This is a genomic window from Flavobacterium bernardetii (assembly GCF_011305415.1).
GTDB lineage: Bacteria > Bacteroidota > Bacteroidia > Flavobacteriales > Flavobacteriaceae > Flavobacterium > Flavobacterium bernardetii.
The window spans coordinates 15,733-42,355 of the sequence record NZ_JAANOQ010000010.1; the positions used below are offsets into that span (position 1 = coordinate 15,733).

Consider the following 26,623-nt stretch of genomic DNA (forward strand, 5'->3'; position numbering starts at 1 on the left):
GATTTGATATATTCCTTATTTTTGACAAAAAAAATACAATTATGGATACAGCAAGTGTGCCGGGATTTATTAGAACTTTATTCTACATCATTTTGTTTTATTATTTATTTAAGTTCGCAATGAGATTGTTAGCACCATATTTGATGCAAAAAGTCGCGAAAAAAGCAGAAGAACATATTAAAAAACAATTTGAACAACAGCAACAACAATATCAATCGCCAGTAGAAAACCAACAAGAAGTTCCTAAAAAGGAAAAGAAAGTTGTAGGTGATTATATCGATTACGAAGAAGTTGAATAAAAATTAAAAACTAACGGTTGTCATTCTGAATTTATTTCAGAATCTATCGTTTTTTTATTTTCGTATTTTAAGAATCTGAAACAAGTTCAGATTGACAAAACCTATATTATTTTTTAAACTAAAATGAAGAAATTAGAAAAATTTGCGCCACATTTATATGCCATTTTTGGTTTTATAGTAATTGCTGTTATTTATTTTTATCCAGTTTTGTCTGGAAAACAAATATTACAATCTGATATTGCGCAATACACTGGTATGGCTAAAGAACAAAACGACTTTAGAAACGAATACCATGATGAGCCATATTGGACAAATAGCGCGTTTGGTGGAATGCCAACGTATCAATTAGGTGCAAAATATCCTCATAATTACATTAAAAGTTTAGATAGTGCCTTACGATTTTTACCTCGTCCTGCCGATTATTTATTTTTATATTTCTTAGGTTTTTATGTCTTATTATTGAGTTTAAGAGTCAAACCTTTACTCGCTTTCTTTGGTGCTTTAGCCTTTGGTTTTTCAACTTATTTGATAATAATTATTGGAGTAGGGCATAATGCCAAAGCACATGCTATAGCTTATATCCCTCTTCTTTTAGCCGGAATTATTTATGTTTTAAATAAGCGTTATTTAATTGGAGGAATTATCACGGTTTTAGCAGCAGCTTTGGAAATTCAGGCAAACCACTTCCAAATGACGTATTATTTTTTATTTTTAATTGCTTTTATTGTAGCAGTTTATGCGTTTGAAGCGATAAAAAATAAAGAATTTTCTGATTTGTATAAATCATTTGGTATCTTTTTAGGAGCTGCCGTTTTAGCAATGGGTGTCAATGCTACTGGATTGTTGGCCACTTCTGAATATGCACAAAATTCTACTCGTGGAAAAAGTGAATTAACTATTGACGAAACTGGTAAAAAGAAAGTCAATGATAATGCTATGAGTAATGAATATATCACACAATATAGTTACGGAATTGCTGAAAGCTTGAATTTAATAGCACCAAAATTATTTGGTTCTGGAGGTGATAAATTTGATAAAGATTCAAAATTAGTGAATTATGCTATCGAAAGCGGTGTGCCAGAATCTGAAGCAATTGATATGGTTAACAGACAAGCTTCTACTTATTGGGGTGACCAACCTGGTGTTGCTGCTCCAGCATATATTGGAATAATCGTTTTCTTTTTAGCTGTTTTAGCCTTTTTTGTTGAAAACAGAAGAATAAAATATGCGTTATTAGCCGGAATTATATTTTCATTATTGCTTTCTTTCGGTAAAAATTTAAATGGATTAACTCAATTTTTTATTGATTATGTGCCATTATATAATAAGTTTAGAGCAGTTTCATCTATTCAAGTTATTTTAGAATTGTGTTTTCCAGCTTTAGCTATTTTAGGATTCCATAGTTTCTTAAATTTAGATGATGAAGAGAAACGTAAAAAAGCATTAAATTATAGTTTTGGAATTACTGCAGGGTTATTAGCAATTATTTATATTTTAGGTAAAACATATTTCAAGTTTTATAATGAAGGTGAAGCTAAAATTGAAAAAATAGTTTTAGACTTAATCGTTGCAGACAGACAAGAAATGTATTTTTCTACAATTTACAGAGCATTTGGTTTATTGGTAGTTGCTTTTGGAGCGATGTTTTTATTCTTAAAGAAAACATTTTCACAATTTACAACTGTAGTTATTGTAGGTTTAGTAATGGTTTTAGATTTATTTGTAGTTGATAAAAACTATGTAAAAGCGGATGATTTTGTATCGAAAAGTCAAATAGAAAGACCTTTTGGTGAGCCAACTGATGCTGATTTACATATTTTAGAAGATACTACTAATTTTAGAGTTTTTGACGTAGATGGAAACATTAATAGTGGAAGAGCTTCGTTTTTTCATCAATCAGTTGGTGGTTATAGTGCCGTAAAACCTAAGAAATTCCAAGAAATTTTTGATTACCAAATTGCCAATAATAATATGGAAGTTTGGAACATGCTAAACACAAAATATATTATTAAAGGAGATGAAGAAGGAAGACCTCAAGCTTTAGAAAACCCAAGTGCAAACGGAAATGCTTGGTTTGTTTCAAAAGTTAATGTAGTTAATTCTGCAGATGAAGAAATGAAAGCTCTAAATAAGTTGAAAACTAAAGAGGAAGCGACTTATATGAAACCAGCTTTAACAAAAGTTGCTTTAAATTTTGAAACTGGTAAAGATTCAACTTCAACTATTGAACTGACTTCATACAAACCAAATCATTTAAAATATACTTCAAACAATTCTAAAAATGGATTTGGTGTGTTTTCTGAAATGTATTACGAAAATGGTTGGAAAGCTTTTATTGATGGAAAAGATACTGAAATTTACAATGTTAACTACGTTTTACGTGGTTTAAAAATTCCAGCAGGAAAACATACAATCGAATTCAAATTTGAACCTCAAGTGGTAAAAAAAGGAAGTATGATCTCTTTGATTTCAACACTTTTAATGCTTTTAACTATTGGTTTAGGTGTTTTTTACTGGAGAAAACAGAATAAGAATCTGACTGAGATAAAATAATATTATACCAAACCTGATAGATTTTAAAATTTGTCAGATTTATTTTTCAACATACTATTTTGAGTTCAAACAAAGTTTTAATTATCACTTATTATTGGCCGCCAGCAGGTGGACCAGGCGTGCAACGTTGGTTGAAGTTTGTAAAATATCTTCCTGATTTTGGTGTAGAACCGATTGTTTATATTCCAGAAAACCCGAGTTATCCTTTAATCGATGAAAAATTACTTTCTGAAGTTTCTGATGCAACCGTTATTCTGAAAAATAAAATCTTTGAACCCTATGCTTTAGCTTCATTTTTATCGAAAAATAAAACGAAAAAGTTAGGCGCTGGAATCATTACGCAAAAGAAAAAACAATCGTTTATTGAAAAAACCATGCTTTGGGTTCGTGGAAACGTTTTTATTCCAGATGCACGTGTTTTTTGGGTGAAACCCTCAGTCAAATATCTTAAAAAATATATTCAAGAAAATAATATTGAAACCATTATAACGACTGGTCCGCCACATAGTTTGCATTTGATTGGTTTAGATTTAAAAAAACAACTCAACGTAAATTGGATTGCCGATTTTCGTGATCCTTGGACAACCATTGGCTATCATAAAGAACTGAAATTATCAAAGTGGGCGAGTGCCAAGCACAAAGCTTTGGAAAAAGAAGTCATGAATACTAGTGATACGATTTTAGTCACTTCGCCAACCACAAAAACAGAATTTGAAAGTATAACGAATAAGCCAATTGAAGTCATTACTAATGGGTATGATATTGAAAAAATCGAAAAGAAACCTTTAGACGAAAACTTTACGTTGGCACATATTGGTTCGTTTTTATCTGAAAGAAATCCGCAAATTTTATGGGAATCTTTATCGGAATTAATTCAAGAAAATAAAGATTTTGCTACGTTTTTTAAATTGAAATTAATTGGAGCAGTCAGTAAAGAAGTGTTGCAATCAATTTCAGATTTTAAGTTAGATAATTTTGTGCAGAATTTAGGTTATGTTTCACATGAAGAAGCTTTGGTGCATCAAAGAAGTTCACAAGTTTTATTGCTAATAGAAATTGATTCGGAAGACACCAAATGCATTATTCCAGGAAAACTATTTGAATACATGGTTTCCGAAAGACCAATATTAGCCATCGGACCAAAAAACTCTGATTTTGAAAACATCATTAAACAGACAAATACAGGAGTTTTTTATCAATATTCCGAGAAAAACGAACTAAAAAATCAAATTTCGACCTATTTTAATCAATATTTAGCCAAAAATCTAAAAGTAAATGCTGTCGGTTTACAACAATTTAGCAGAAAAAGTTTGACTGAGAAGTTAGCCGGAGTTTTGAGGCAAAAGGGATAAGGCAAAAGTAAAAAGTAAAAAGAGACAAGTAAAAAACTAGAAACGAATTTCGAACAACGAATTCTGATTTTTGAAATAAATTAAAACTTCATACTCAAAACTGTACACTGAATACTAAAAAAATATGGGAATCGTAATTAAGCAATCTATTAAAAACACCATTGTAACTTTTATTGGTTTTGCAATTGGTGCGATTAATGTTTTGTATATGTATCCTGTTTTTTTGGGTAAAGATTATTTAGGTTTAACCAATTATGTTTTATCTGCAGCTAATATTCTATATCCGATTTTATCTTTCGGAATTCAGAATACTTTAATTAAATTTTTTAATGAGAATAATAAGACAGAAGAAGATTTAAGCAGTTATTTTAGCTATATGCTTTTATTGCCTTTGCTAATAATTATACCGTTTTTTGCTTTGTTTTATGCTTTTTATGAAAATATAGCTTTGTATGAATCGGCAAAAAATGCAATAGTTTACGATTTTGTTTGGGAAATTCCATTAATCGCTATGTTTATTGGGTATTTTGAAATTTTTTATGCTTGGTTAAGAGCACACATGAAATCAGTTTTTGGTTCGTTTGTAAAAGAAGTTTTTGTTAGAATTTTAGTTACCATTTCCCTTTTTGGAGTGTATTTTAAAGTCATAACGTTACCAGAATTTATTCATTCGTTGGTTTTAGTTTACGGAATTAGTTTGTTAGTGATCATTTATTATGCTAATAAAACTAAGAAAATTCAGTTAAGTAAAAAGTTTCCAAAGAACACAAAGTCCATTTTTGTATTTACCATTTTCATTATTTTATCAGCAAGTGTAGCCAATATGTTGTTAGATATCGATAAATACATGATTAATCAATTCTTAAAAATTGAAAACATTGCATTTTATTCTTTAGCGGTTTATTTGGCTATGGTAATTTCCGTTCCTCAACGAGCGATGCATCAAATTACGTATCCAATTACGGCTAAATTGATGAGTGAAAACAAATGGCAAGAATTAAATGAATTGTATAAAAAATCGTCAGTAACACTTCAAGTAATTGGTGGTTTAATTTATATTGGCATTTTAGTAAACATTAAGCAATTGTATGCACTTTTGCCAGATGAAGGTTATGATCAAGGCTTATTTGTGGTTTTTACGATTGGATTATCTAAATATTTTGATGTGATTTTAGGGAATAATAATTCTATCATTTTTAATTCTAAATATTACAAAGCGGTATTAGTTTTAGGGGTTTTATTAGTATTTGTCATCGTTGGATTAAATTTAATTTTCATACCAAAATTTGGTATTGATGGTGCAGCTTTAGCAACACTAATCGCCATTGGAATGTACAGTTTAGCTAAATTATTATTTGTAGTTTTTAAAATGAAATTATTTCCGTTTACGAAAAACACCATCGTTTCATTTATAATTGCATTAGTTTTATTTTTAGGATTTTATTTTTGGGAATTTCCTTTTCATCCAATTGTAAATATTGGTTTGAAATCAGCTATCATTTCAGTTTTATACTTGTCATTACACTATTATTTCAAAGTGTCTAGCGATATTAATTTTGTGATTAGAAATACAGTGGAGAAATTCTTAAAAATTAAAATATAAAAAAATCCTTTGAATCCTTTCAATCTGCGTGCAAATCTTTTCGTGAGATGCTTTCAGCATGACAAACTATACGTAAAGATAAATCCTTAACCACAATCCAAAAAAATCCTTTGAATCCTTTCAATCTGCGTGCAAATCATTTCGTGAGATGCTTTCAGCATGGCAAACTATACGTAAATATAAATCCTTAACCACAATCCAAAATAATCCTTTGAATTCTTTCAATCTGCGTGCAAATCATTTCGTGAGATGCTTTCAGCATGACAAACTATACGTAAATATAAATCCGCCAAATCCGCGTACCAAACAAAAAAAATCCCGCTTCGTTTTCACGTTACGGGATTCTTCAATCAATCAACCAACTATAAACTATCCTTTTCTCTCAACAGCGTCTTTTTTAACGCCATCGATGTCTTCTTTTTTCATTTTTTCTTTGCTACCATCTTTTTTGTAGTAGTAAAAATCACCATCGTCATCATTTCCGTAATCATCATCGTGATAATCACCTCCGCTATAACCTGCTGGGCAAGGGTTGTATTGGTAACCGTAGTTCATTCCGTTTACAAAACCTGTAACACCTACAATTTCTCCATGGTAGTTATAAAATAATCGCATTCCACCAATTCTTGTTAAGGCAAAACTATTGTAAGTCATATAAACACTACCAATTCTTCTTACTCTTCCGTAGTAGTCGTAGTTGACAAAAACATTACCAATACGTCTAACTCTTCCATAGTTGTCGTGCTCAATTTTTATACCTCTTACGCCTCTGTTTTCAAGGTTTGTAGTTGGAACTCCACCACGTCTTGCTATATAACTACTGTTTCCTGTGTTGAAATCGAAATCTCCGTTCGGAAAAACGTAAAATGAAATGCCTCTTTCTCTAAATTCTATTGGTTCAGCATCTCTATAATCAATAGCATAATAATTGTTATGTCCGTTATAATGACCATTTCCGTTTCCACGTCTGTCAGTTCTTATTTCTTGTGCAAAAGTTGCGTTTAACATTAATATGAAACTGGCAACTAAAAATGTAATTTTTCTCATGATTTCTAAGTTTTAATTGTTAAACATTTTACGAATTGTTTTCGTTAATTAGGTGTTTTCAATTGCTGTGCCAAAGCCCAAATTATAAGTGATAACGATATGATAACGACTTGTTAATGATTTCTAATTTGTTGATATTTAGGTTTTTATTTGTTTGTTTTTGATGTTGATGTAAATTTTTCATATTGATGTTGATTTTCGATATTGAATTTTGCTATTGATTTTTGATTTTTGTTTTTGTCATTGCATTTGAATTTAGTATTTTAGCACAAATCTAAAACCACAATGAAAAAGTCGATAGCCATTTTATTAGTATTAGCCAGTCAAGTAATTTTTGCTCAATATCCAAAAGATTATTTCCGATCACCCTTAGATATTCCAATAAATTTATCCGGAACCTTTGGAGAACTCCGCCCGAATCATTTTCATTCCGGATTAGATATTCGAACTAATAATGTAGAAGGATTACCAGTTTATGCTGCTGCAGATGGAATTATTATTAGAATAAAAGTTTCTGCATTCGGTTACGGTAAAGCATTATATGTTGCACATCCAAATGGTTATACTACAGTTTACGGTCATCTTCAAAAATTTAGTGATAAAATTGAAGCGTACGTAAAAGAACAGCAATACCGTCAAAAAAGTTACGAAGTAGAATTATATCCAAGTACTTTAAAAGTTACTCAATCTGAAATTATTGCTTTATCAGGAAATTCAGGTGGAAGTGGTGGTCCACATTTGCATTTTGAATTTAGAGATACGGCTACAGAAAAAATCATCAATCCGATGGCTTTTGGAATGAATAAATTAATTAAAGACGAAATGAATCCTGTGATTTCAAGTTTAATGGTTTATCCAGCAAACGATTCAACTTCGGTAAATAAAAGTAAAAATCCAGTTAGTTTATCGTTACAAAAACAAGTGGATGGTTCGTTTTTAGCTTCAAAAGTCGTAGCAAGTGGAAAAATAGGTTTCGCACTTAATTCTTATGATTTGTCGACCAATAACTACAATAAAAACGGAATTTATAAGGTAGTGAGTTATGTAAACGGTTCACAGAATTTTAAATTTGAGTTTGATACTTTTGCTTTTGATGAATCGAAGCACATCAATTATTTTATAGATTTTAATCGATATAAAAAACTAAAACAGCGTTTCCAGAAATTATATATTAAAGAAAGTTATCCTTTATCTTTAGTAAGCGGAAATACAAAAAATGGAATTTTAGATATTAAACCGAATGTAGCTTATACGTATAAAATTGAAGTTTTTGATTTTCACGGAAATAAAACAATTGTAAATGTTCCCATTTTATTTGAAAAAGAAGTAAATCCAGCTCCCATTACTTCAAAAGGAAATTTTTACATAAAAACAAAATCCGATTATAATTTCGAATTCGAAAAAACGGCGGTTTATATTCCAGTAAATGCTTTATATGAAAATGCCTATTTGAATGTTAGCGAAAAAGATAATATTTTAGATATTGAAAACAATTACGAAGCCATTCAAAACGGATTAACCGTAACTTTAGATATGTCACATTTATCTGAAGAAGAACAGAAAAAAGCTTTTGTAGGTACGATTTTGGGTATGAAATTAGAATATAACTCATCTTTTAGAAAAGCGAATAAAGTTTCTACGAAAGTGAAAGCATTTGGGAAATATAAAGTCGGATTTGATAATGTAGCACCTCGAATTTACAATCCAAACTTTATTGAAGGCAGCAATATTTCTAAATTAACTACGTTAAGTGTTTCTATTAGTGATGCAATTTCCGGAATTGATTCGTACAATGCGTATTTAAATGGCGAATGGATTTTAATGGAATACGATTATAAAACGAAAAAACTAGTTCATAATTTAAAAGATGAAAAAGTGATTTCAGGAAAAAATGATATTAAAATTGTGGTTACAGATAAGTTAGACAATACAGCCACATTTTCATCCAATTTTATATACTAATTATGAGTTTGAGTTTAAAGTCAATTCGATTTATTTTATTTTTTGTTTTAATTTCTTCTTTTTCTTTCGCTCAAAAGGCGCGAATAAAAGGAATCGTTTTAAATGAGAACAATGAGCCAATTGAAAATGTTTCCGTAAGTTCGCCAACATCTAATACGGTTACAAATAGCAATGGTTTTTACATTTTAGAAATTGATGCGAATTCAGAAATTACGATCATTTATTCTAGCGAGACTTTAAAAAAATCGACTTATAAAGTAAAATTAAAACCAAATGAAGATTTTGAATGGAATCCGATTTTAGGAACTATTACAGAAACCATTGAAACGGTTGTTATTTCGGGTAAAAACAGAAAAATTAACGGAGCTACAGCTGTTTCACCAGTAATTATTAGAAGAATTCCAGGCGCTAATGCTGGTGTAGAAAATTTAATTAAAACATTGCCAGGAGTTTATTCTAATAATGAATTAAGTACTTCATATGCCGTTCGTGGTGGAAATTACGATGAAAACTTAGTTTATGTAAATGAAATTGAAGTCTATCGTCCGTTTTTAGTTCGTTCTGGTCAGCAAGAAGGTTTGAGCTTTACGAATACCGATTTAGTACAAAATATAGATTTTTATGCAGGTGGATTTCAGGCTAAATATGGAGATAAATTATCTTCTGTTTTGGATATTGCTTACAGAACACCAAAATCCTTTCATGCAGGTTTAGAAGCGAGTTTGTTAGGTGGAAGTATTTTTGCAGAAGGTGTTTCTAAAAATCAAAAATGGAGTAATATTACAGGTGTTCGTTATAGAAACAACTCACTTTTAGTAAAAAGTCAGGAAACAGAAACCAATTATAAACCTTCGTTTTTAGATGTACAATCGTTGTTTAATTTCAATTTAAATACGAAGTGGAACTTTAGTTTCTTAGGAAATATTGCTCAAAATAATTACAATTATCAACCTACAACAAGACAAACCAATTTTGGAACAATTAGTGAGCCAATTGCTTTATTAATTCAGTATGAAGGACAAGAAAAAGATAAATACACTACATTCTTTGGTGCAATTAAATCGGTTTATGAACCAAATAAAAACAATAAATACAAATATATTTCTTCGGCTTATCACACAGTTGAAGAAGAATATTATGATATTTTAGCCCAATATCGCTTAGGTGAAGTGGATGCCAATATTGGTTCTGAAACTTTTGGAGATGTTGTTTTTTCTCGTGGAATTGGTTCGCAATTAAATCACGCGAGAAATAATTTAGATGCCTTAATTGTAACAAACGAATTAAAAGGAAATCATAAATTAAATGATAATAATGCTGTTGAATGGAGTTTCAAACACAATTTCGAAAACATTAGAGATAGAGTAGTAGAGTGGGAAGTTATTGATTCTGCTGGGTTTTCATTGCCAAATCCGTTGTTAGAGTATGTGAATGACCAACCGTATAATCCATATTACGGACCTTTAGCACCTTACCAAAATGTGCGAGCTAAAAATAACACGACAATTAATCGTTTAAGTGCGTATTTAAATTGGAATCACGAAGGAAGATTGGGCGAGCATACGTATTATGTGAATGCTGGAGTTCGTGGACAAAGTTGGATAGTTTCTAATAATGGTATTTCTGGAGATAATCAATTCACATTTTCACCAAGAGCTCAGTTTATTTTGAAACCGAAATGGGAAAAAGAAATGATTTTTCGTTTTTCTGTCGGAGTGTACAATCAGCCGCCGTTTTATAGAGAATTACGTGCAAATGATGGAAGCGTAAATCCAAACGTAAAAGATCAAAAATCTATTCACTTTGTATTAGGTCACGATTATAGTTTTAAAATGTGGGAAAGACCCTTTAAGTTAGTCAGTGAAGCGTATTATAAAACTATAAATGATGTAAACACCTATACAATCGACAATGTGCGTATTCGATACCGAGCGAATAATGATGCGACAGCTTATGTATATGGAATTGACGGACGTTTAAATGGAGAATTTGTTCCTGGAGTTGAATCTTGGTTCACATTTGGGTATTTAAAAACAGAAGAAAATCAAAATGGAAGAGGAAATATTGCGCGTCCAACAGATCAACGTTTAAAATTTGCTATCCTATTTCAAGATTATATGCCTAACATTCCAAGTTTAAAAATGTATTTGAATTTGGTTTATAATACCGGTTTACCAGGTGGTTCGCCAGCTTATGCAGATGCTTATGATTATCAATCACGTTTGAACGATTACCGTAGAGCTGATGCTGGATTTTCTTATGTTTTTAAAGATGCAAAATTAGGCGCTCACAGAAAATGGTTAGCTAACTTTTCAGAATTTAGTTTAGGTTTTGAAATCTATAATATGTTTAACAACCAAAATTCAATTACGAATACTTGGGTGCGTGATGTGTATACGAAAACACAATACGGTGTACCAAATTATTTAACAACAAGAACGTTTAATTTGAAATTGAGCATGAGGATTTAAGGTTGGGAACACAGATTTGACAGATTAAACGGATTTAAATAATCTTTAAAATCAGTGACGAAAAAATAAAATCTTCTTTAAAAATAAATGATTAAGAATTTAGTATATTTGATACTCAAACCGAAACTCATGAAAAATTATATATATATCATTATAGCTTCAAGTGTACTGATTTTTTCTTGTCAAGAAAAAAAAGCAAAACCAAAGGTAAAATACACGGAAAAAGAAGCTAAATCTCCAGAAAAAGACACTACAAAGTTAGAAGTTGCTGATTTGCCTATTCAATTTGAAGGATCTAGTGCATTAGTTTATACTATTGGGAATTTAACACTTGGTGATATTAACAAAAAAGGAAGTTACGAAACAACTTCTTATGAAGGTGTAGCTGGTTTTAATGTTTCTAATTCGATGGAAAATGAAATTACGGGTTATTTACAAAACTTAAAATTTCAAGCTGTTGGTTCCGATTCATTACATGTTTTAACAGAAAAAGTAATGCTTATTGAACGTGTTTCGTTTATCAAGAGCAATAAAATGTTAGTTTATATTTTGGCTGATGCCGATACGAATCAAGATGGTGTTATTGATTCTAATGATATTAAATCTTTATATACAAGTACGGAATTAGGTAAAAACTTCACAAAGATCTCTACAGATTTACAAGAATTAGTTGATTGGAAACATATTGAATCTACCAATAAAATTTTCTTCAGAACTATTGAAGATGCCAACAAAAATGGAGAATTCGATAAGAAAGATAAAATTCATTATCATATCTTAAACTTAAAAGATAGTAAGGTTTCGGAGTATTTTCCTTTGTAGTTTTACCGCAAAGACACAAAGGTTTTCGCTAAGTTCGCTAAGATTTATTTATTCGATATTGTAGTTTTTTGAGTTACTTTCAGCATGACAAATGTTGTAAATAATTTTTACGTGCCTTGCGAGTAACTTTGCGACTTTGCGGTAAAATAAAACTAAATTAAAATATCACTTTCTAAATCCGATTTTTCAATTTCGATGGTATAGTCCAATTTCGAAACCAGCTCAATCACTAGTTTTTTATACCAGTTTTCCGATTTTGGATGGATATATATTTTCTCAATTAATTGATTGACATCCACATCAATTTTTAATCCATCGTTAATTTTAATATTATTTTCAGTTAAATCGGAAATAATTCTGACTTCTCTTTCATACTGAAAACTTTTTCGTTTAAACATAAACGGGAAAAACATATCATCAAACGGAATGTATTCTTTTTTATAGTCGATATAATTCACTTCACCAATAAATTGGCTAAAATTAATTTCGGGTTTTAAAGCTTTTTGTAGTCTACCAATAGTTGATTGTATCGCTAAACCTTCATTGTTTTGTGTAAATATTTGCCACATCGCAAACGATTCGTATTCGTTAATGTGCCAACTACTCACAACTACTTTTTCACGATGCGATTTGTAATATTGTAAAAACTCAGGATTGTTTTCCGATAGTTTTTTGATTTCTTCATAAGTAGGTTCGGAAAATGTGCCTTCATATTGGTCTTCAAATTTATCAGAACGCGACATAAACAATTTTCGCGACATCAATAAATCTAAAAATTTCGACAAGTCTAAGTATTTCCAAACAATAGTGTCTGGATCTTCAGGTAACTTAATGTTGTCGTTTTTTTTATACATTTTTTAGATTTCTTAGATTTTTTTACTTTTTGGATTTTTTGACTTAAAATTATTTTATAATCTCTAATTTTCTAACTCTCTAACAAATCTATTTTATCTAAAATATTATTCCAATGATTGTAGAGCTACTAACCTCGCATACGTACCATTTTTAGCAATCAATTCGGCATGTTTACCTTGCTCTACAATTTCACCTTTTTGCATTACAATAATGTTATCTGCTTTTTGAATGGTTGATAAACGGTGTGCAATTACAATAGAAGTTCTGTTTTGCATCATTTTTTCTAAAGCATCTTGAACCAATTTTTCACTTTCTGTATCTAAAGCAGAAGTGGCTTCGTCTAAAATCATAATTGGCGGATTTTTCAAAACCGCTCTTGCAATAGATAAACGTTGTTTTTGACCACCAGATAATTTTCCACCAGCATCACCAATATTTGTATTAATTCCGTTTGGAAGCGTTGACACAAACTCGTAAGCATTCGCAATTTTTAACGCATCAATAATTTCTTCATCGGTTGCGTTTGGCTTACCAATTAACATATTGTTTTTAATCGATTCGTTAAACAAAATAGAATCTTGTGTAACTAAACCAATTAAGCCACGTAATGCATGCATATCCCAATCTCTAACTTCTACGCCATCAACGGTAATTGAACCGTCATTAATATCGTAAAAACGCGTTAATAAATTCGCAATGGTACTTTTTCCAGAACCCGATTGTCCTACTAAAGCAATTGTTTTTCCTTTTTCCACATCAAAAGAAAAGTTTTTCAATACATTTTCCTCTTGATACGCAAAATTGATGTTTTTTACAGAAATTCCTTTCTCAAAAGTATGTTTTACGAATGCATCTGGTTTATTAACCACTACATTTTCTTGTTCTAATAAAGTAAAAACTCTTTCGGCTGCAGCTAAACCACTTTTTACTTGATAAGAGGCTTTAGAAATTGCTTTTGCAGGAGTTAAAATAGTATATGCTAAAGCGATATAACCAATGAAATCAGTTCCTTTAAGTGTATGTTCCACTAAAACCATATGTCCTCCAAACCAAAGTAAAACCGCAATAGTAACAATTCCTAAAAATTCACTCATTGGTGAGGCAAGGTTGTTTTTATTTGCGATACTTGTTGATAATTTCAATAACCTTTCTAAAGAATCATTGAACTTTTGAATGAAAGAACCTTCCGCATTATAACTTTTGACCACTTTTAATCCCGTTAAGGTTTCGTCTAAAGTAGAAATGAATAAACCCTGTTCTTGTTGTGCTCTTACGGATTTTGCTTTCAAATTTTTTCCAACTCTAGAAATAATAAATCCAGAAATTGGAATAAAAGCAAAAACAAATAAAGTCAATTTCACACTAATAGCTAACATGGCAATAATTGAAAACACTATAGTTAAAGGTTCTCTAACGACTAATTCTAAAATTTGAAAAAATGAATTTTGAACTTCACCAACATCACCTAACATTTTTGTCATTACATCACCTTTTCTTTGATTGGAATAGAAGGAAATAGGCAAATGAATAATTTTAGCATATAATTTTTCACGTAAATCTCTTAAAACACCATTTCTAAGAATCGTAACTTGAAAAGAAGCCAAATAATTGAAAATATTTTTTAAAAGAGCTGTAATAATTACTATTCCGACTACTAACATTAACGCATATTGCGCCCCGTAGTCATCGTTTAATTTTGTAATGTAAAAACCTAAATATTCTTGACCATATTTATTAATACTACCAATTCCTGTATATACTGGTTTGGTTAAAACTTTTGTAGTTTTATCAAATAAAACATCTAAAGTTGGTATTAATGAAACCATTAAAATAGTAGAGAAAAAAGCATAAAAAACATTGAAAATGATGTTTAAAACGGCATTTCTCTTATACTTTAAAGCAAAAGGTATTATTTTTTTTAAATTCTGATCCATTAGTTTAATTTCATTTCAGTAATTATATTCTGAATTTTTGTGTCTAAAAATGTATTTGCTTCTTCGAAATCGGTTGCTTCTTCTAAAATAGCATTCACACTAAAGTAGAATTTTATTTTTGGTTCTGTTCCACTTGGTCTGGCGCAAATTTTTGTACCATCTTCTAAATAATAAATTAACACGTTCGATTTTGGAATATCTAAATCGAAAGTTTCATTATTTATTAAATCGCGAGCAGTTTTATTTTGGTAATCTTCAATACATACTACACGTTGACCGTTGATAGTTTCCATTGGGTTATCACGTAAATCTACCATCATTTGGTTGATTTCGGCTAAACCTTCTTTACCTTTTTTAGTTAAAGATATTAAATGTTCTTTATAAAATCCGAAATCTAAGTATAAGTTAATCAGTTCTTTATATAAACTGCTTCCGGCTGCTTTGGCTTGAGCAGCAATTTCGCAAACTAATAAACAGGCTGCAACGGCATCTTTATCTCTAACGGCATCACCAACCATAAATCCGAAACTTTCTTCTCCACCGCCAATAAATTTCTGATTTGGAAAGTCTTTAATGAATTTTGCAATCCATTTAAAACCTGTTAAACCTACTTTACACTCAATTCCGTAAGCACTTGCTAAATCTAACATCATTGGAGTAGAAACAATTGTAGAACCAATAAATTCTGTACCTGTGATTTTATCAGCGCGTTTCCATTGTTCTAATAAAAAGGCTGTCATTACCACCATAGACTGGTTTCCATTTAACAACATCATTTTTCCATCGTTATCTCTAACAGCTACACCTAATCGGTCTGAATCAGGATCTGTTCCAATAACTATATCTGCATTTACTTTATCTGCTAAAGCTAATGCCATTGTTAAAGCTTCTGGTTCTTCCGGATTTGGAGATTTTACTGTTGGGAAATTTCCATCAGGAGTTTCTTGTTCTTTAACGATATTCACATTCGTATAACCTGCTTTCGCTAAAACGGCAGGAATCGATTTTACAGAAGTCCCGTGTAAAGGTGTAAAAACAATATTTAAATTTTCTTTAGCTGCTTTTGGCGTATTGAAACTTGCATTCTCAACAGTTGAATTAACAAACGCTTCATCAATTTCAGTATCGATGTATTCGATTAAACTTTCATTTGCTGAGAACTTAATGTCTGAATATTTTAATGCTTCTATTTCAGCAATAATTTCACCATCTTGAGGTGGTACAATTTGTCCGCCATCTTGCCAATATACTTTGTAACCATTGTATTCTGGTGGATTATGAGAAGCTGTCAACACAATTCCAGAATGACAATTTAAATGTTTTAAAGCGAAAGATAATTCTGGAGTAGGGCGCATTTCTGAAAATAAATACACTTTAATTCCATTCGCTGAAAAAATATCAGCCACCACTTTCGCTAAAGTATCACTGTTTTTTCTACAATCGTAGGCAATAGCGACTTTTAAATCTTCATTTGGAAAACATTTTTTCAAATAATTAGACAAGCCTTGCGTGTTTTTACCTAAAGTATATTTATTAATACGATTGGTTCCAACACCCATAACACCGCGCATTCCTCCAGTTCCAAACTCCAAGTTTTTATAAAAAGCATCTTCTAAACCTTTTGGGTCGGAAGTCATTAAATCTTTTATTTCTTCTTGTGTGTTTTGGTCGAAAGTAGGCGTAAGCCATTCGTTAACTTGATCTAATATATTTTGTTCTATGTGCATAATCTTATTTTTTATAACCAATTATAGTTCGGTCTTCTTGTTCTGTTTTTAAATCTTCTTTGTTCATTAAATAATTCAAAATTTTGTAAATTTCAGGAAATTGGTTTTCAATTTCTTTTACTTTTGAAGTTATTTCTTCTAAATTCAGAAGCGAATTTCTTAAAATCACAAAAGTTCGCATAATGGCAATATTTATTTTTATTGCTTTTTCTGATTTTAAAACTCCTGAAAGCATTGCTAATCCTTGTTCTGTGAAAGCAAAAGGTTTTGCACCTCCTAAGAAACTTTTAGATGGTATCACAAATTGTGATACCACGATTTCAATTTCATTTTCAGTTAATTCAAACATAAAATCTTCTGGAAATCTTTCTATATTTCTTTTTACTGATTGTTTTAAAACTCTTGTTTCTACTTCATAAAGTGCTGCTAAATCATAATCTAACATCACTTTTTGATTACGAATAATGTGAATTTTATTCGTAATAATCTCTAAATTGTTCATTTTGGCGTATAATTAAGTTATTCTTTAATCTTGAGGTCGCAATTTGCGTCCTCAAGATTTATTATTTTCTAAGGTCACAATTTGTGACCTTAAAACTATAACGTCTCCGCTATTTTGTAGCGTTCTTCGTTGCTTTTGGTGCGTAAAATTATTTCTCCTAAAAACCCAGCTAAGAATAATTGCGTTCCAATAATCATTGTGGTTAATGCGATATAAAATTCTGGTCTGTTGGTAATTAAACGGGAAGTTGTATGAAAAAATAATTTGTCAATTCCCATGTATAAAGCTAAAACCAATCCAATGAAAAACATTAAACTTCCAAGCAATCCGAAGAAGTGCATAGGACGTTTTCCGAATTTTGAAATGAACCAAATTGTAATTAAATCTAAAAATCCGTTTACAAATCTATCGATACCAAATTTTGATGTTCCGTATTTTCTAGCTTGATGAATGACTACTTTTTCTCCAATTTTTGCAAAACCTGCATTTTTAGCTAAAACAGGAATGTAACGGTGCATTTCACCAGAAACTTCGATGTTTTTAATCACTACATTTTTGTAGGCTTTTAATCCGCAATTGAAATCGTTTAGTTTGACACCAGAAATTCTTCTTGCCGCCCAATTGAATAATTTAGATGGAATATTTTTAAAAACGACAGAATCGTAGCGTTTTTTCTTCCATCCGGAAATTAAATCAAAACCTTGATTTTGAACTAAATCGTACAAGTCTGGAATCTCATCTGGACTATCTTGTAAGTCGGCATCCATAGTAATTACTACAGCTCCCAAGGCTTTTGCAAAACCAGCATGCAAAGCTTGACTTTTACCATAATTACGTAAAAACTTAATTCCTTTGATGTTGGAATTGTCTTTTTGTAAGTCTAAAATAGTTTGCCAAGACGCATCGGTACTACCATCATCTATAAACAATACTTCATAAGAAAAGTTATGACTAGTCATAACTTTCTCAATCCATTTAGATAATTCTGGTAACGATTCTTGTTCGTTTAATAAGGGAATTACTAGTGATATATTCATTTATTCGTTATATGTTGTTTTGCTTTTCATAATTGCTGCTATAATCAATCCGATTATTGAAGAAAAGACAATTCCCATTGCGCTTCCTTTAATAATGTTTGCAATTGAATATTGATCGTTTTCTTTCATTCCTTTGATTGTTTCTTTCAAGATATCTTTTGGAGTATCAAATTTTTGCATCATTTCAACTGTTTTATTAATTGTGATTTCTAAAATTTGTTCTTTTGCAGATGGGTCGATGAAATTAAATAAGATGTAATTAAAGATATTTGCAATTACGATACCAATTACCGAGTATAAGAAGTAAACAGTAAATGCTTCTTTAAAATTAATGGTTCCACCCATTTCTTTTTTTGTTGTTGAAACAACATAAATTCCAAGTGCTAAATAGAAAAATACCATTCCAATTCCAATCCAAGAATTGGCAAATAAATTAATGTCAATAGCATACATTAATACAGTTAAAACAATTGAAATAACTGCAGAGATAATTCCAAATTTAATTCCGTTTTTTTTAATAGCTTCGTTCATAATTTTTTTAGTTTTTAGTTAGTTTGTATTATTAGTATAAAATTTGTTAAAAATGTTACACTGATTTTTGTACTACTTCAAAAACTTTACCATCTTCAAATTTTAAGGTTTTTGATGGATATTTTAGTAATAAAGCATAATCATGAGTAGCCATAATTACAGTTTTGCCGTTAGCATTAATTTTTCTTAAAACTTCCATAATTTCAATACTCGTTTGAGGATCTAAATTTCCTGATGGTTCATCTGCTAAAATTAATTCGGGATCGTTTAATAAAGCTCTTGCAATAGCAACACGTTGTTGTTCACCACCAGAAAGTTGATGTGGCATTTTGCTGGCGAAATTTCCCATTCCAACTCGGTCTAAAACTTCTTGAATTTGTTTATCCATTTCAACTGCATCAACCCAACCCGTTGCTTTTAAAACAAAAAGTAGATTTTCTTTAATATTTCTATCAGATAATAATTTAAAATCTTGAAAAACGATTCCAATTTTTCTTCTTAAATAAGGAATATCTTTTTCTTTAAGTGTGTTTAAATCGTAATCAACTATAGTTCCTTCTCCTTCTTTTAAAGGTAAATCGGCATAAAGTACTTTCATAATACTACTTTTACCAGAACCTGTTTTTCCAATAAAATATAAAAATTCTCCTTTTTGAACTTCTAAATTAATATCAGATAATATTAAATTGTTTTCTTGATATATAGAAACGTTTTTTAGTGATAAAATCGTTTGGCTCATAATTACTTAATTAATGTGTAAAAATATAAACATTTCACGGCTAAACAAAATTATTGAACTAAATAATTTCAATTACAATAATTAAGATAATTTTAGCGTTTATAGTCATATCGATTTGATATATTTGAACTTAAATAAAGAATATTACTATGAATATTTTAACCAAGTTATCCTTATTATTGCTTTTTATTTCTCAAAGCGCTATTGCTCAGCAATCTGCAGTTTATTTAGGACAAAACCAAGACTTCAATAAAGCAGTTCAATTATACAAAGAGAATCAATTTCAAGCTTCACAAATTTTATTCGATAAGGTAAAAAGTACGGCAATTTCAGAAGAAATAATATCTGATTGTGATTATTACATTGCAAATTGTGCAATAAAAATCAATCAATCTGGTGCAGATGCTTTGATGGAAGCTTTTATAGAAAATCATCCAACAAGTACGAAAAGAAATTCGGCTTATTTGGAAGTGGCACAATATTATTTTGCAGAAGGAAATTATACACAATCGTTAAAATGGTACGAAAACATTCACGAACCAGATTTATCTGCAGCCGATTTTGAAAAAGCAAATTTTCAACGCGGTTATGCGAGTTTTTCCACTAAAAATAATAAAGACGCTTCGAAATATTTAAATAAAGTTGCGAATTCTAAGGAATACGGAAACCAAGCAAAATATTATTTGGGGTATTTGGCTTACGAAGGAGATAAATACGAAGAAGCGAATGAACTTTTCGGACAAGTTTCTGACCAAGACAAGTACAAAGAAAAAATGGGTTACTTTCAGGCAGATATGAATTTCAAATTAGGAAATTTTCAAAAAGCTATCGATTTAGGAGAACCACAATTGAAAAAATCTTCCGCTTTAGAAAAAAGTGAATTATCTAAAATTATTGGAGAAAGTTATTTCAATTTAAAAAAATACGACAAAGCATTACCTTATTTACAAGCCTACAGAGGTAAAAACGGAAAATGGACGAATACCGATTATTATCAGTTAGGTTACGCTTTTTACCAACAAAAAGAGTACGAAAAAGCGATAACGCAATTCAATAAAATTATTGAAGGAAACGATTTTGTAGCGCAAAATGCGTATTATCATTTAGCAGAAAGTTATTTGAATACCGATAAAAAACAACAAGCTTTAAACGCTTTCAAAACGGCTTCGGAAATGACTTTTGATACTAAAATTCAAGAAGATGCCGCGTTAAATTATACGAAATTGAGTTACGAAATTGGAAATCCTTATGTTTCAACTCCAGAAATTCTGAAAGCATTTATGGATAAATATCCAGCGAATTTGAATAATCCAGAATTAAAAAGTTTATTGATTAATTCGTACATCACATCAAAAAATTATACCGAAGCATTGGTTTTATTGGAAAAAAATAAAACTCCAGAAAACAAAGCCGCGTATCAAAAAGTGGCTTTTTATAGAGGTTTGGAAGTTTATACTGATGGAAAATATCAAGATGCTTATGTGTTATTTAAAAAATCGTTAACGGAAAATAAAGATCAAAAAATAACTGCAAGAGCTACTTTTTGGAAAGGGGAATGCGAATACAGTTTAGATCAATTTTCAGAAGCGGTTTTAACCTACAAACAATTTTTAAATAACGCTTCGGCAAGTGAAACTCCAGAAAACAAAACGGTGAATTACAACTTGGCTTATGCTTATTTTAAGATTAAAGAATATGAAAATGCCATTCCGTATTTCAATACTTATATTACGAATTCAAAAGAGGATAAAAACCGATTGACAGATGCGTATTTGCGTTTGGCAGATTGTAATTACATTTCGTCAAAGTATTGGCCAGCAATGGATGCCTACAATAAAGCGATTGAACTAAAATGTGTTGATGCAGATTATGCAGCTTTCCAAAAAGGAATGAGCTACGGATTTGTGAATAAAAATGATAAGAAAATTGAAGATTTGAACAAGTTTGTAACAACTTATAAAACATCACAGTATTTGGATGATGCTTTGTATGAATTAGCCAATACGTACACCGCTGAAGAGCAAAACGATAAAGCGATTTCGACATTCGATAACTTAATCAACAATAATAAAAACAGTGCGTATGTTGCCAAATCAATCTTAAAACAAGGATTGATTTATTACAACACGGATAAAGATGATGCGGCAATTACAAAATTCAAAAAAGTAGTGGCTGAGTTTCCAAATTCTCCAGAATCTTTAGAAGCCGTTGAAACTGCTAAAAGTATTTACAAAGCAAACGGAAATGTGGCGGAATATGCAGCTTGGGTAAAAACACTTTCTTTCGTAGAAGTTACGGATGCCGAATTGGATAACGACATGTACGAATCGGCAGAAAAACAATATTTAGCTAATAGTTCGAAAAAAGCGGTTGATGGTTTTAACAGTTATTTGGGGCAATTTCCAAATGGATTACACGCTTTAAAAGTACATTTCTATTTAGCACAATTATATTTTGCTGATAAATTGGAGAAAAACGCAATTCCACATTACGATTATGTAATTGGTCAAGCCCGAAACGAATTTACAGAACAAGCTTTAGTACGATTATCAGAAATTCATTTGAAAGATAAAAACTGTGATTTAGCGATTTCTGTATTAAAACAATTAGAAGCGATTGCAGAATTTCCTCAAAATACCACTTTCGCACAAGCTAATTTAATGAAGTGTTATTACGAAAAACAAGATTTTGTAAATTCTGAGATTTATGCTGATAAAGTATTGAAAAATCCAAAAATGGATGATAAAATTAAAAGTGATGCACAAATTATCATCGCACGTTCCGCAATAAAAACAAATAATGACGTTAAAGCAAAAGAAGCTTACGCGAAATTACAGAAAATAGCAAAAGGGGAATTAGCTGCGGAAGCTTTGTATTACGATGCGTATTTCAAAAACAAAGAAGGAAAATTTGAAGCATCAAACAAAGCGGTTGAAAAATATTCAAGTACGTATTCTGGTTATAAATATTTCGGTGCGAAAAGTTTATTCTTAATGGCAAAAAACTATTACGGATTAAAAGACAGTTTCCAAGCCACAGAAATTTTACAAAGTATCATCGATAATTTTACAGAATTTCCAGATGTAGTTACAGAATGTCAAACGGAATTAGATAAAATTAAAACGGAAGAAGCTAAGACGAATTCGTCAGTAACAAAGTAAGTTTAAAAGTTTATTGAGGTTTAAAAGTTTAAAAGGTTTTGCGGAAATTAATATATATGAAGAACTTAGTATTTGTTTTATTTTTTGTTTTTAATTTGAGTTTTGCTCATAAAGATGCTATTGCTCAAGATTCTTGCGGTAATACAAGAATTTATATGAGAAGTGCGTTTAAATATGGAGAGTTTAATAAAACAAAAGTAATTGTTCAGATAATTGATAAAGTTGCAAAAGAATTAAATTATATCGAAGATATTCTAATAGAGTATAATCATCAAATTAGAAGATATTATTCTGAAAATGATGAAGTTTTTTTAGAATACAGAAAATTCAGAAATGAAAATTATTTAAAAATTAAAATAACAGATACAAATATTGATATTGAACAATTTATTAATATAGTTGAATTTGCAATAAAGAATAGAAAAAAGTTAAAATCATTAGAATTTAAAATAGATGATTTTGATGTTGAAACTAATCAGAAAGTTGGCTCACATATCGTTACAAATCCTAAAATTATTGATTCAATCAATAATCAAAAATTGAATGAGAAATATATTGGTTTATTAAATTCAAAAATTGAGATTTTTCATGATGAATTTTTTCAATGTTATTGGTTAAAAAATAAGTATTATTATTTAAAAAATGATATGATTGAAACCTTATATTCTATAGAAGATAATTTGCTTTTTTCAAATGAATTAACAAGTTTAGGTTTAGTTATTTTTCATTCAAATAGTCAATTCTTTTTCATTAATAATAATGGGGAAATTTTGAAGAATCATAGTTTAGAAGAAATTAATAATAGTAAAGTATTTTATTTTTTTGAAAGAAGAGATAAATTCTATGTTACTTCTGATAGAGAAATAGGTTATTATTATCTACCAGATTTAGACAAACTATTAAAAGTAGTAAATTAAAAAAAAACATTGCGAACCTTGCGAAAACCTTTGCGTCTTTGCGGTTAAAAAAATAAAATATGAAATCAAAGATTCACGAACACCAAAAAAACAACACAATTAGTGTGAGTAAAAAAGTAATTTTTAGTATCATCGCCTTTTCAGCTATTCAAGTTGGTTTTTCTCAAAAGAAAGACGAAAACATTGGTAGTGAAGTTGTAAATATTGTAAAACCTTATACGCCAACAATTTCTGATGCTTTTAAAGTAAAAGAAACGCCAGCAGTAGAAGAAGAAGTAGTGGAACCAAAAATTCCAATTAAATATCAAATTTTTTCATTTCCGGTAGCGTCAACTTTCGTTCCTTCAAAAGGAAGAGCAGCTGATGTGGATAAGGAAGAACTAGAAAAAGGATTTTCAAATTACGCTTCACTTGGTGCAGGAAATTATGGAACGGTAAACGCGGAAGTATTTATAGCACATCAATTAAGTAGAACCGATTATGTTGGTGGATTGTTACGTCATTTATCTTCGCAAGGTGGCATAAAAGGATTAGTTTTAGAAGATAAATATTACACTACTGGTTTAGATTTTACTTACGGAAGTAGAACTAAAGACATGAATTGGAATGTCGATTTAGGTGCGAAAAATCAAGTTGTAAATTGGTACGGATTGCCAGAAAGTATCATTTTTGATGATGCGACTATCAATGCTATCCAACCGACACAAAGTTATAATACGATTTCACTTGGTGGAAGAATGGAATTTAACGACGGATTGTTTAATGATGCTTCAATGCAATTCAAACGTTTTTCGGATAAATTTGGTTCTGGAGAAAATAGATTTTTTGTAAAACCAGCGTTCGATTTCGAAGTTATGGATAGCAAAGTTAGAGCTTCTTTCGTAGTGGATTATGTAGGTGGGAATTTCAAAAAAGATTATTATAACGAAGGCGAAATGAAATACAGCAATGTAATTTTCGGAACAAAACCTAGCTTTTTATACCAACAAGACGATTTTTCTGTGCATTTAGGAGCTGGAATATTTTATACTTCTAATAAATTCAATGGTGCTTCGGATGGAAAATTATTTGTATATCCAAATGTAAAAGCTTCTTACCGTTTAGTAGGCGATTTAATGATTGCTTATGCTGGTGCTGAAGGAAATTTACAACAAAATTCATATGCTGATTTTGTAGATGGAAATCCGTTCGTATCACCAACTTTATATGTTGCTCCAACTGATAATTCTTACGATATTTATGTGGGAATGAAAGGGAAATTAGCGAATGCGGTTTCTTTCAACGTTCGTGGTGGAATTAATAATGAAAAAAATAAGCCGTTTTTTGTTTCAAATGTTTATGATTCAACAATTGTGGAAAAACAAGGTTATCATTACGGAAATTCGTTTAATGTAGTGTATGATAATTTGAATACATTAAGTCTTTTTGGAGAAATTAAAGCCGATTTTTCTAAGAGTGCTTCATTGGCTTTAAGCGGAACTTATAATACGTTCAAGACTTCAAATTTGGACGAAGCCTATAATTTACCACAGTTAAAAGTAGAGTCTACTTTAAGTCTCGATTTCACAGAAAAATGGTATGGTGGTATGCAATTATTCTTCGTTGGTGAAAGAATGGATTTAGTTACTGTTCAAGATAAAACATTAGTCATTCCAACTTTTAATCAAGAAAAAGTAACTTTAGATAGTTATTTTGATTTGAATGCAAACGTGGGCTACAAATACAATAAAAGACTGACTTTTTTCTTAAAAGGAAACAACTTAGCGAACCAAAAGTATAACCGTTGGGTAAATTTCCCAGTGCAAGGTGTACAGGTTTTAGGTGGTGCGAGCTATAAGTTTGATTTTTAGTTTTACCGCAAAGACACAAAGTTTTTCGCAAGGTCCGCAAGGTTTTTTATAAAGTTTTGTCCGCAAAGTTTGTCATGCTGAAAATATCTCAAAAAATAATATTCTATGAAAAAATATTTTAAAATAATATTATCAGTTGTTTCCGCTTTTCTGTTGATGAGTTGTGGTGTTTCTGAAAAATATTCTTTTCAGGAAGAGAATATTTATTTTAAGTTGAAAATTAAAGAAAAATACGAAGTTGATAAAATTTTATATGATGATAATAAAGCCTATCATTATGATGTTATTTTTAATGGGAAGGTTTTGAGTATATATCTTCATAAAAAATCAATTAAAGATATTTATAAAGAATGTAATATTGTTCTTTTAGAAGATAAAAATCTTTATATAGTTGAGTGTGGGAAAAAAGAAAATGGAGCAAATTACTTGAAGGATTTTTTTGTAGAAAGAAAAATAAAAGATAATTATATAGTTTTTAGACCTTATAATGAAAATTCAGAAGAAATAGAATTTTTACTTCAAAAAATTAAAGAAATAGAAATCATTGAAAAATAAAATCATAGTAAATCCGCACAATCTGTAAAATCCGCGTACCAATAACCATGCAAAACTTCAAACAAAAAATACTTTCTCAATATCAAATAGTACTTCAAGATAAAATAGATATTTATCAGGATTTAATCAATTCTTTAACAGAAGACGCGCAGAATGATGCTAAATCTTCTGCTGGTGATAAACACGAAACTACTTTATCTAAACTCCATATTGAGCAAGAAAAAATTGCCAATAAACTAAAAGAAGCGATAGAACAACAAGCTATTTTATCTAAATTAGATATGGAACAAGTTACCGATAATGTTGTTTTAGGAAGTTTGGTAAAAACCAATCATTTAACCGTTTTTGTATGTACAGCTTTGCCTAAAATCACTGTTGATAATCAGGCAGTTTTTGCCATTTCACCACAGTCTCCTTTAGGAATTCAATTGATGCATAAAACCATTAATTCTGAATTTCCTGTAAACAATGTGATTTATAAAATTTTAGAGATTATTTAATTTCAAGCTTTTAGCTAAACTCATTTTACTATACAAAACTTTGCGATTTCGTGCTTTCGGGGCTAATTTTTATAATTTTAAGTAAATCTTCATTATTGTTCTGTTTTTGTTTTATATTTATTTAAAATATCAATTTTTAGTTTAAAATTTTAATCAAAATACGTTTTTTGGTTTCGTAATTAAACTTTAAAACGCAATTTTGCTTA

Annotated in this window: 20 protein-coding genes; 12 read left to right on the forward strand and 8 right to left on the reverse strand. The window is 30.0% G+C overall.

The features are described from left to right. Positions 1–41 precede the first annotated feature (41 nt). From G6N05_RS14310 to G6N05_RS14325, 4 genes are all read left to right on the forward strand, one after another. Positions 42–299: a DUF4834 domain-containing protein gene (locus G6N05_RS14310; RefSeq protein ID WP_166131190.1), complete on the forward strand. Its 258-nt coding sequence runs from the start codon at positions 42–44 to the stop codon at positions 297–299. 123 nt (positions 300–422) lie between these two features. Further along, the gene (locus G6N05_RS14315) at positions 423–2,852 is read left to right on the forward strand and encodes a YfhO family protein (RefSeq protein ID WP_166131194.1); all 2,430 of its coding nucleotides are present in this window, start codon (positions 423–425) and stop codon (positions 2,850–2,852) included. 59 nt (positions 2,853–2,911) lie between these two features. Further along, complete coding sequence (locus G6N05_RS14320) at positions 2,912–4,204, forward strand: glycosyltransferase family 4 protein (RefSeq protein WP_166131197.1); 1,293 nt, start codon at positions 2,912–2,914, stop codon at positions 4,202–4,204. A 124-nt stretch (positions 4,205–4,328) separates the two neighbouring features. Beyond that, positions 4,329–5,807: an oligosaccharide flippase family protein gene (locus tag G6N05_RS14325; RefSeq protein ID WP_166131200.1), complete on the forward strand. Its 1,479-nt coding sequence runs from the start codon at positions 4,329–4,331 to the stop codon at positions 5,805–5,807. A 369-nt stretch (positions 5,808–6,176) separates the two neighbouring features. On the opposite strand, the gene G6N05_RS14330 is transcribed toward G6N05_RS14325, so the two are convergent. After that, positions 6,177–6,854 carry a hypothetical protein gene (locus G6N05_RS14330; RefSeq protein WP_166131204.1) on the reverse strand — a complete coding sequence of 226 codons (678 nt, stop codon included), beginning with the start codon at positions 6,852–6,854 and terminating at the stop codon, positions 6,177–6,179. Between the two features lie 285 nt (positions 6,855–7,139). Here G6N05_RS14330 and G6N05_RS14335 point away from each other — a divergent pair, with 285 nt between their 5' ends. The 3 genes from G6N05_RS14335 (at position 7,140) to G6N05_RS14345 (ending at position 12,109) form a co-directional block, all read left to right on the forward strand. Beyond that, the gene (locus G6N05_RS14335) at positions 7,140–8,816 is read left to right on the forward strand and encodes a M23 family metallopeptidase (RefSeq protein WP_166131207.1); all 1,677 of its coding nucleotides are present in this window, start codon (positions 7,140–7,142) and stop codon (positions 8,814–8,816) included. A 2-nt stretch (positions 8,817–8,818) separates the two neighbouring features. Then, on the forward strand, positions 8,819–11,287 hold the full coding sequence (locus G6N05_RS14340; RefSeq protein WP_166131212.1) for a TonB-dependent receptor: 2,469 nt from the start codon (positions 8,819–8,821) through the stop codon (positions 11,285–11,287). Between the two features lie 129 nt (positions 11,288–11,416). Next, positions 11,417–12,109: a hypothetical protein gene (locus G6N05_RS14345; protein ID WP_166131216.1), complete on the forward strand. Its 693-nt coding sequence runs from the start codon at positions 11,417–11,419 to the stop codon at positions 12,107–12,109. Between the two features lie 152 nt (positions 12,110–12,261). Here the strand turns inward: G6N05_RS14345 and G6N05_RS14350 are convergent, their stop codons facing one another. From G6N05_RS14350 to G6N05_RS14380, 7 genes are all read right to left on the reverse strand, one after another. Beyond that, on the reverse strand, positions 12,262–12,963 hold the full coding sequence (locus tag G6N05_RS14350; RefSeq protein ID WP_166131219.1) for a hypothetical protein: 702 nt from the start codon (positions 12,961–12,963) through the stop codon (positions 12,262–12,264). A gap of 105 nt (positions 12,964–13,068) precedes the next feature. Further along, the gene (locus tag G6N05_RS14355) at positions 13,069–14,898 is read right to left on the reverse strand and encodes an ABC transporter ATP-binding protein (protein WP_166131224.1); all 1,830 of its coding nucleotides are present in this window, start codon (positions 14,896–14,898) and stop codon (positions 13,069–13,071) included. Continuing rightward, positions 14,898–16,625, reverse strand: a complete 1,728-nt coding sequence (locus tag G6N05_RS14360; RefSeq protein WP_166131228.1) for a phospho-sugar mutase — start codon at positions 16,623–16,625, stop codon at positions 14,898–14,900. The genes G6N05_RS14355 and G6N05_RS14360 overlap by 1 nt, the downstream gene beginning before the upstream one ends. Positions 16,626–16,629: 4 nt before the next feature. Further along, complete coding sequence (locus tag G6N05_RS14365; protein WP_166131231.1) at positions 16,630–17,127, reverse strand: ORF6N domain-containing protein; 498 nt, start codon at positions 17,125–17,127, stop codon at positions 16,630–16,632. A gap of 95 nt (positions 17,128–17,222) precedes the next feature. Further along, positions 17,223–18,164, reverse strand: coding sequence for a glycosyltransferase family 2 protein (locus G6N05_RS14370; protein ID WP_166131235.1), 942 nt, complete (start codon positions 18,162–18,164; stop codon positions 17,223–17,225). Then, the gene (locus G6N05_RS14375; RefSeq protein ID WP_205729769.1) at positions 18,165–18,695 is read right to left on the reverse strand and encodes a DUF4199 domain-containing protein; all 531 of its coding nucleotides are present in this window, start codon (positions 18,693–18,695) and stop codon (positions 18,165–18,167) included. A 55-nt stretch (positions 18,696–18,750) separates the two neighbouring features. Next, positions 18,751–19,434, reverse strand: coding sequence for a cell division ATP-binding protein FtsE (locus G6N05_RS14380; protein ID WP_166131240.1), 684 nt, complete (start codon positions 19,432–19,434; stop codon positions 18,751–18,753). Positions 19,435–19,583: 149 nt separating this feature from the next. Between G6N05_RS14380 and G6N05_RS14385 the strand changes: the two genes are divergently transcribed. The 5 genes from G6N05_RS14385 (at position 19,584) to G6N05_RS14405 (ending at position 26,417) form a co-directional block, all read left to right on the forward strand. Continuing rightward, positions 19,584–22,595 carry a tetratricopeptide repeat protein gene (locus G6N05_RS14385; protein ID WP_166131244.1) on the forward strand — a complete coding sequence of 1,004 codons (3,012 nt, stop codon included), beginning with the start codon at positions 19,584–19,586 and terminating at the stop codon, positions 22,593–22,595. Between the two features lie 56 nt (positions 22,596–22,651). Further along, positions 22,652–23,512, forward strand: a complete 861-nt coding sequence (locus G6N05_RS14390) for a hypothetical protein (protein ID WP_166131248.1) — start codon at positions 22,652–22,654, stop codon at positions 23,510–23,512. A gap of 59 nt (positions 23,513–23,571) precedes the next feature. Further along, a complete protein-coding gene (locus G6N05_RS14395) occupies positions 23,572–25,362 on the forward strand; it encodes a porin family protein (RefSeq protein ID WP_205729770.1) in 1,791 nt (596 codons plus the stop codon). A 105-nt stretch (positions 25,363–25,467) separates the two neighbouring features. Further along, positions 25,468–25,917 carry a hypothetical protein gene (locus G6N05_RS14400; RefSeq protein ID WP_166131252.1) on the forward strand — a complete coding sequence of 150 codons (450 nt, stop codon included), beginning with the start codon at positions 25,468–25,470 and terminating at the stop codon, positions 25,915–25,917. 47 nt (positions 25,918–25,964) lie between these two features. Continuing rightward, positions 25,965–26,417 carry a hypothetical protein gene (locus G6N05_RS14405; RefSeq protein WP_166131256.1) on the forward strand — a complete coding sequence of 151 codons (453 nt, stop codon included), beginning with the start codon at positions 25,965–25,967 and terminating at the stop codon, positions 26,415–26,417. Positions 26,418–26,623 lie beyond the last annotated feature (206 nt).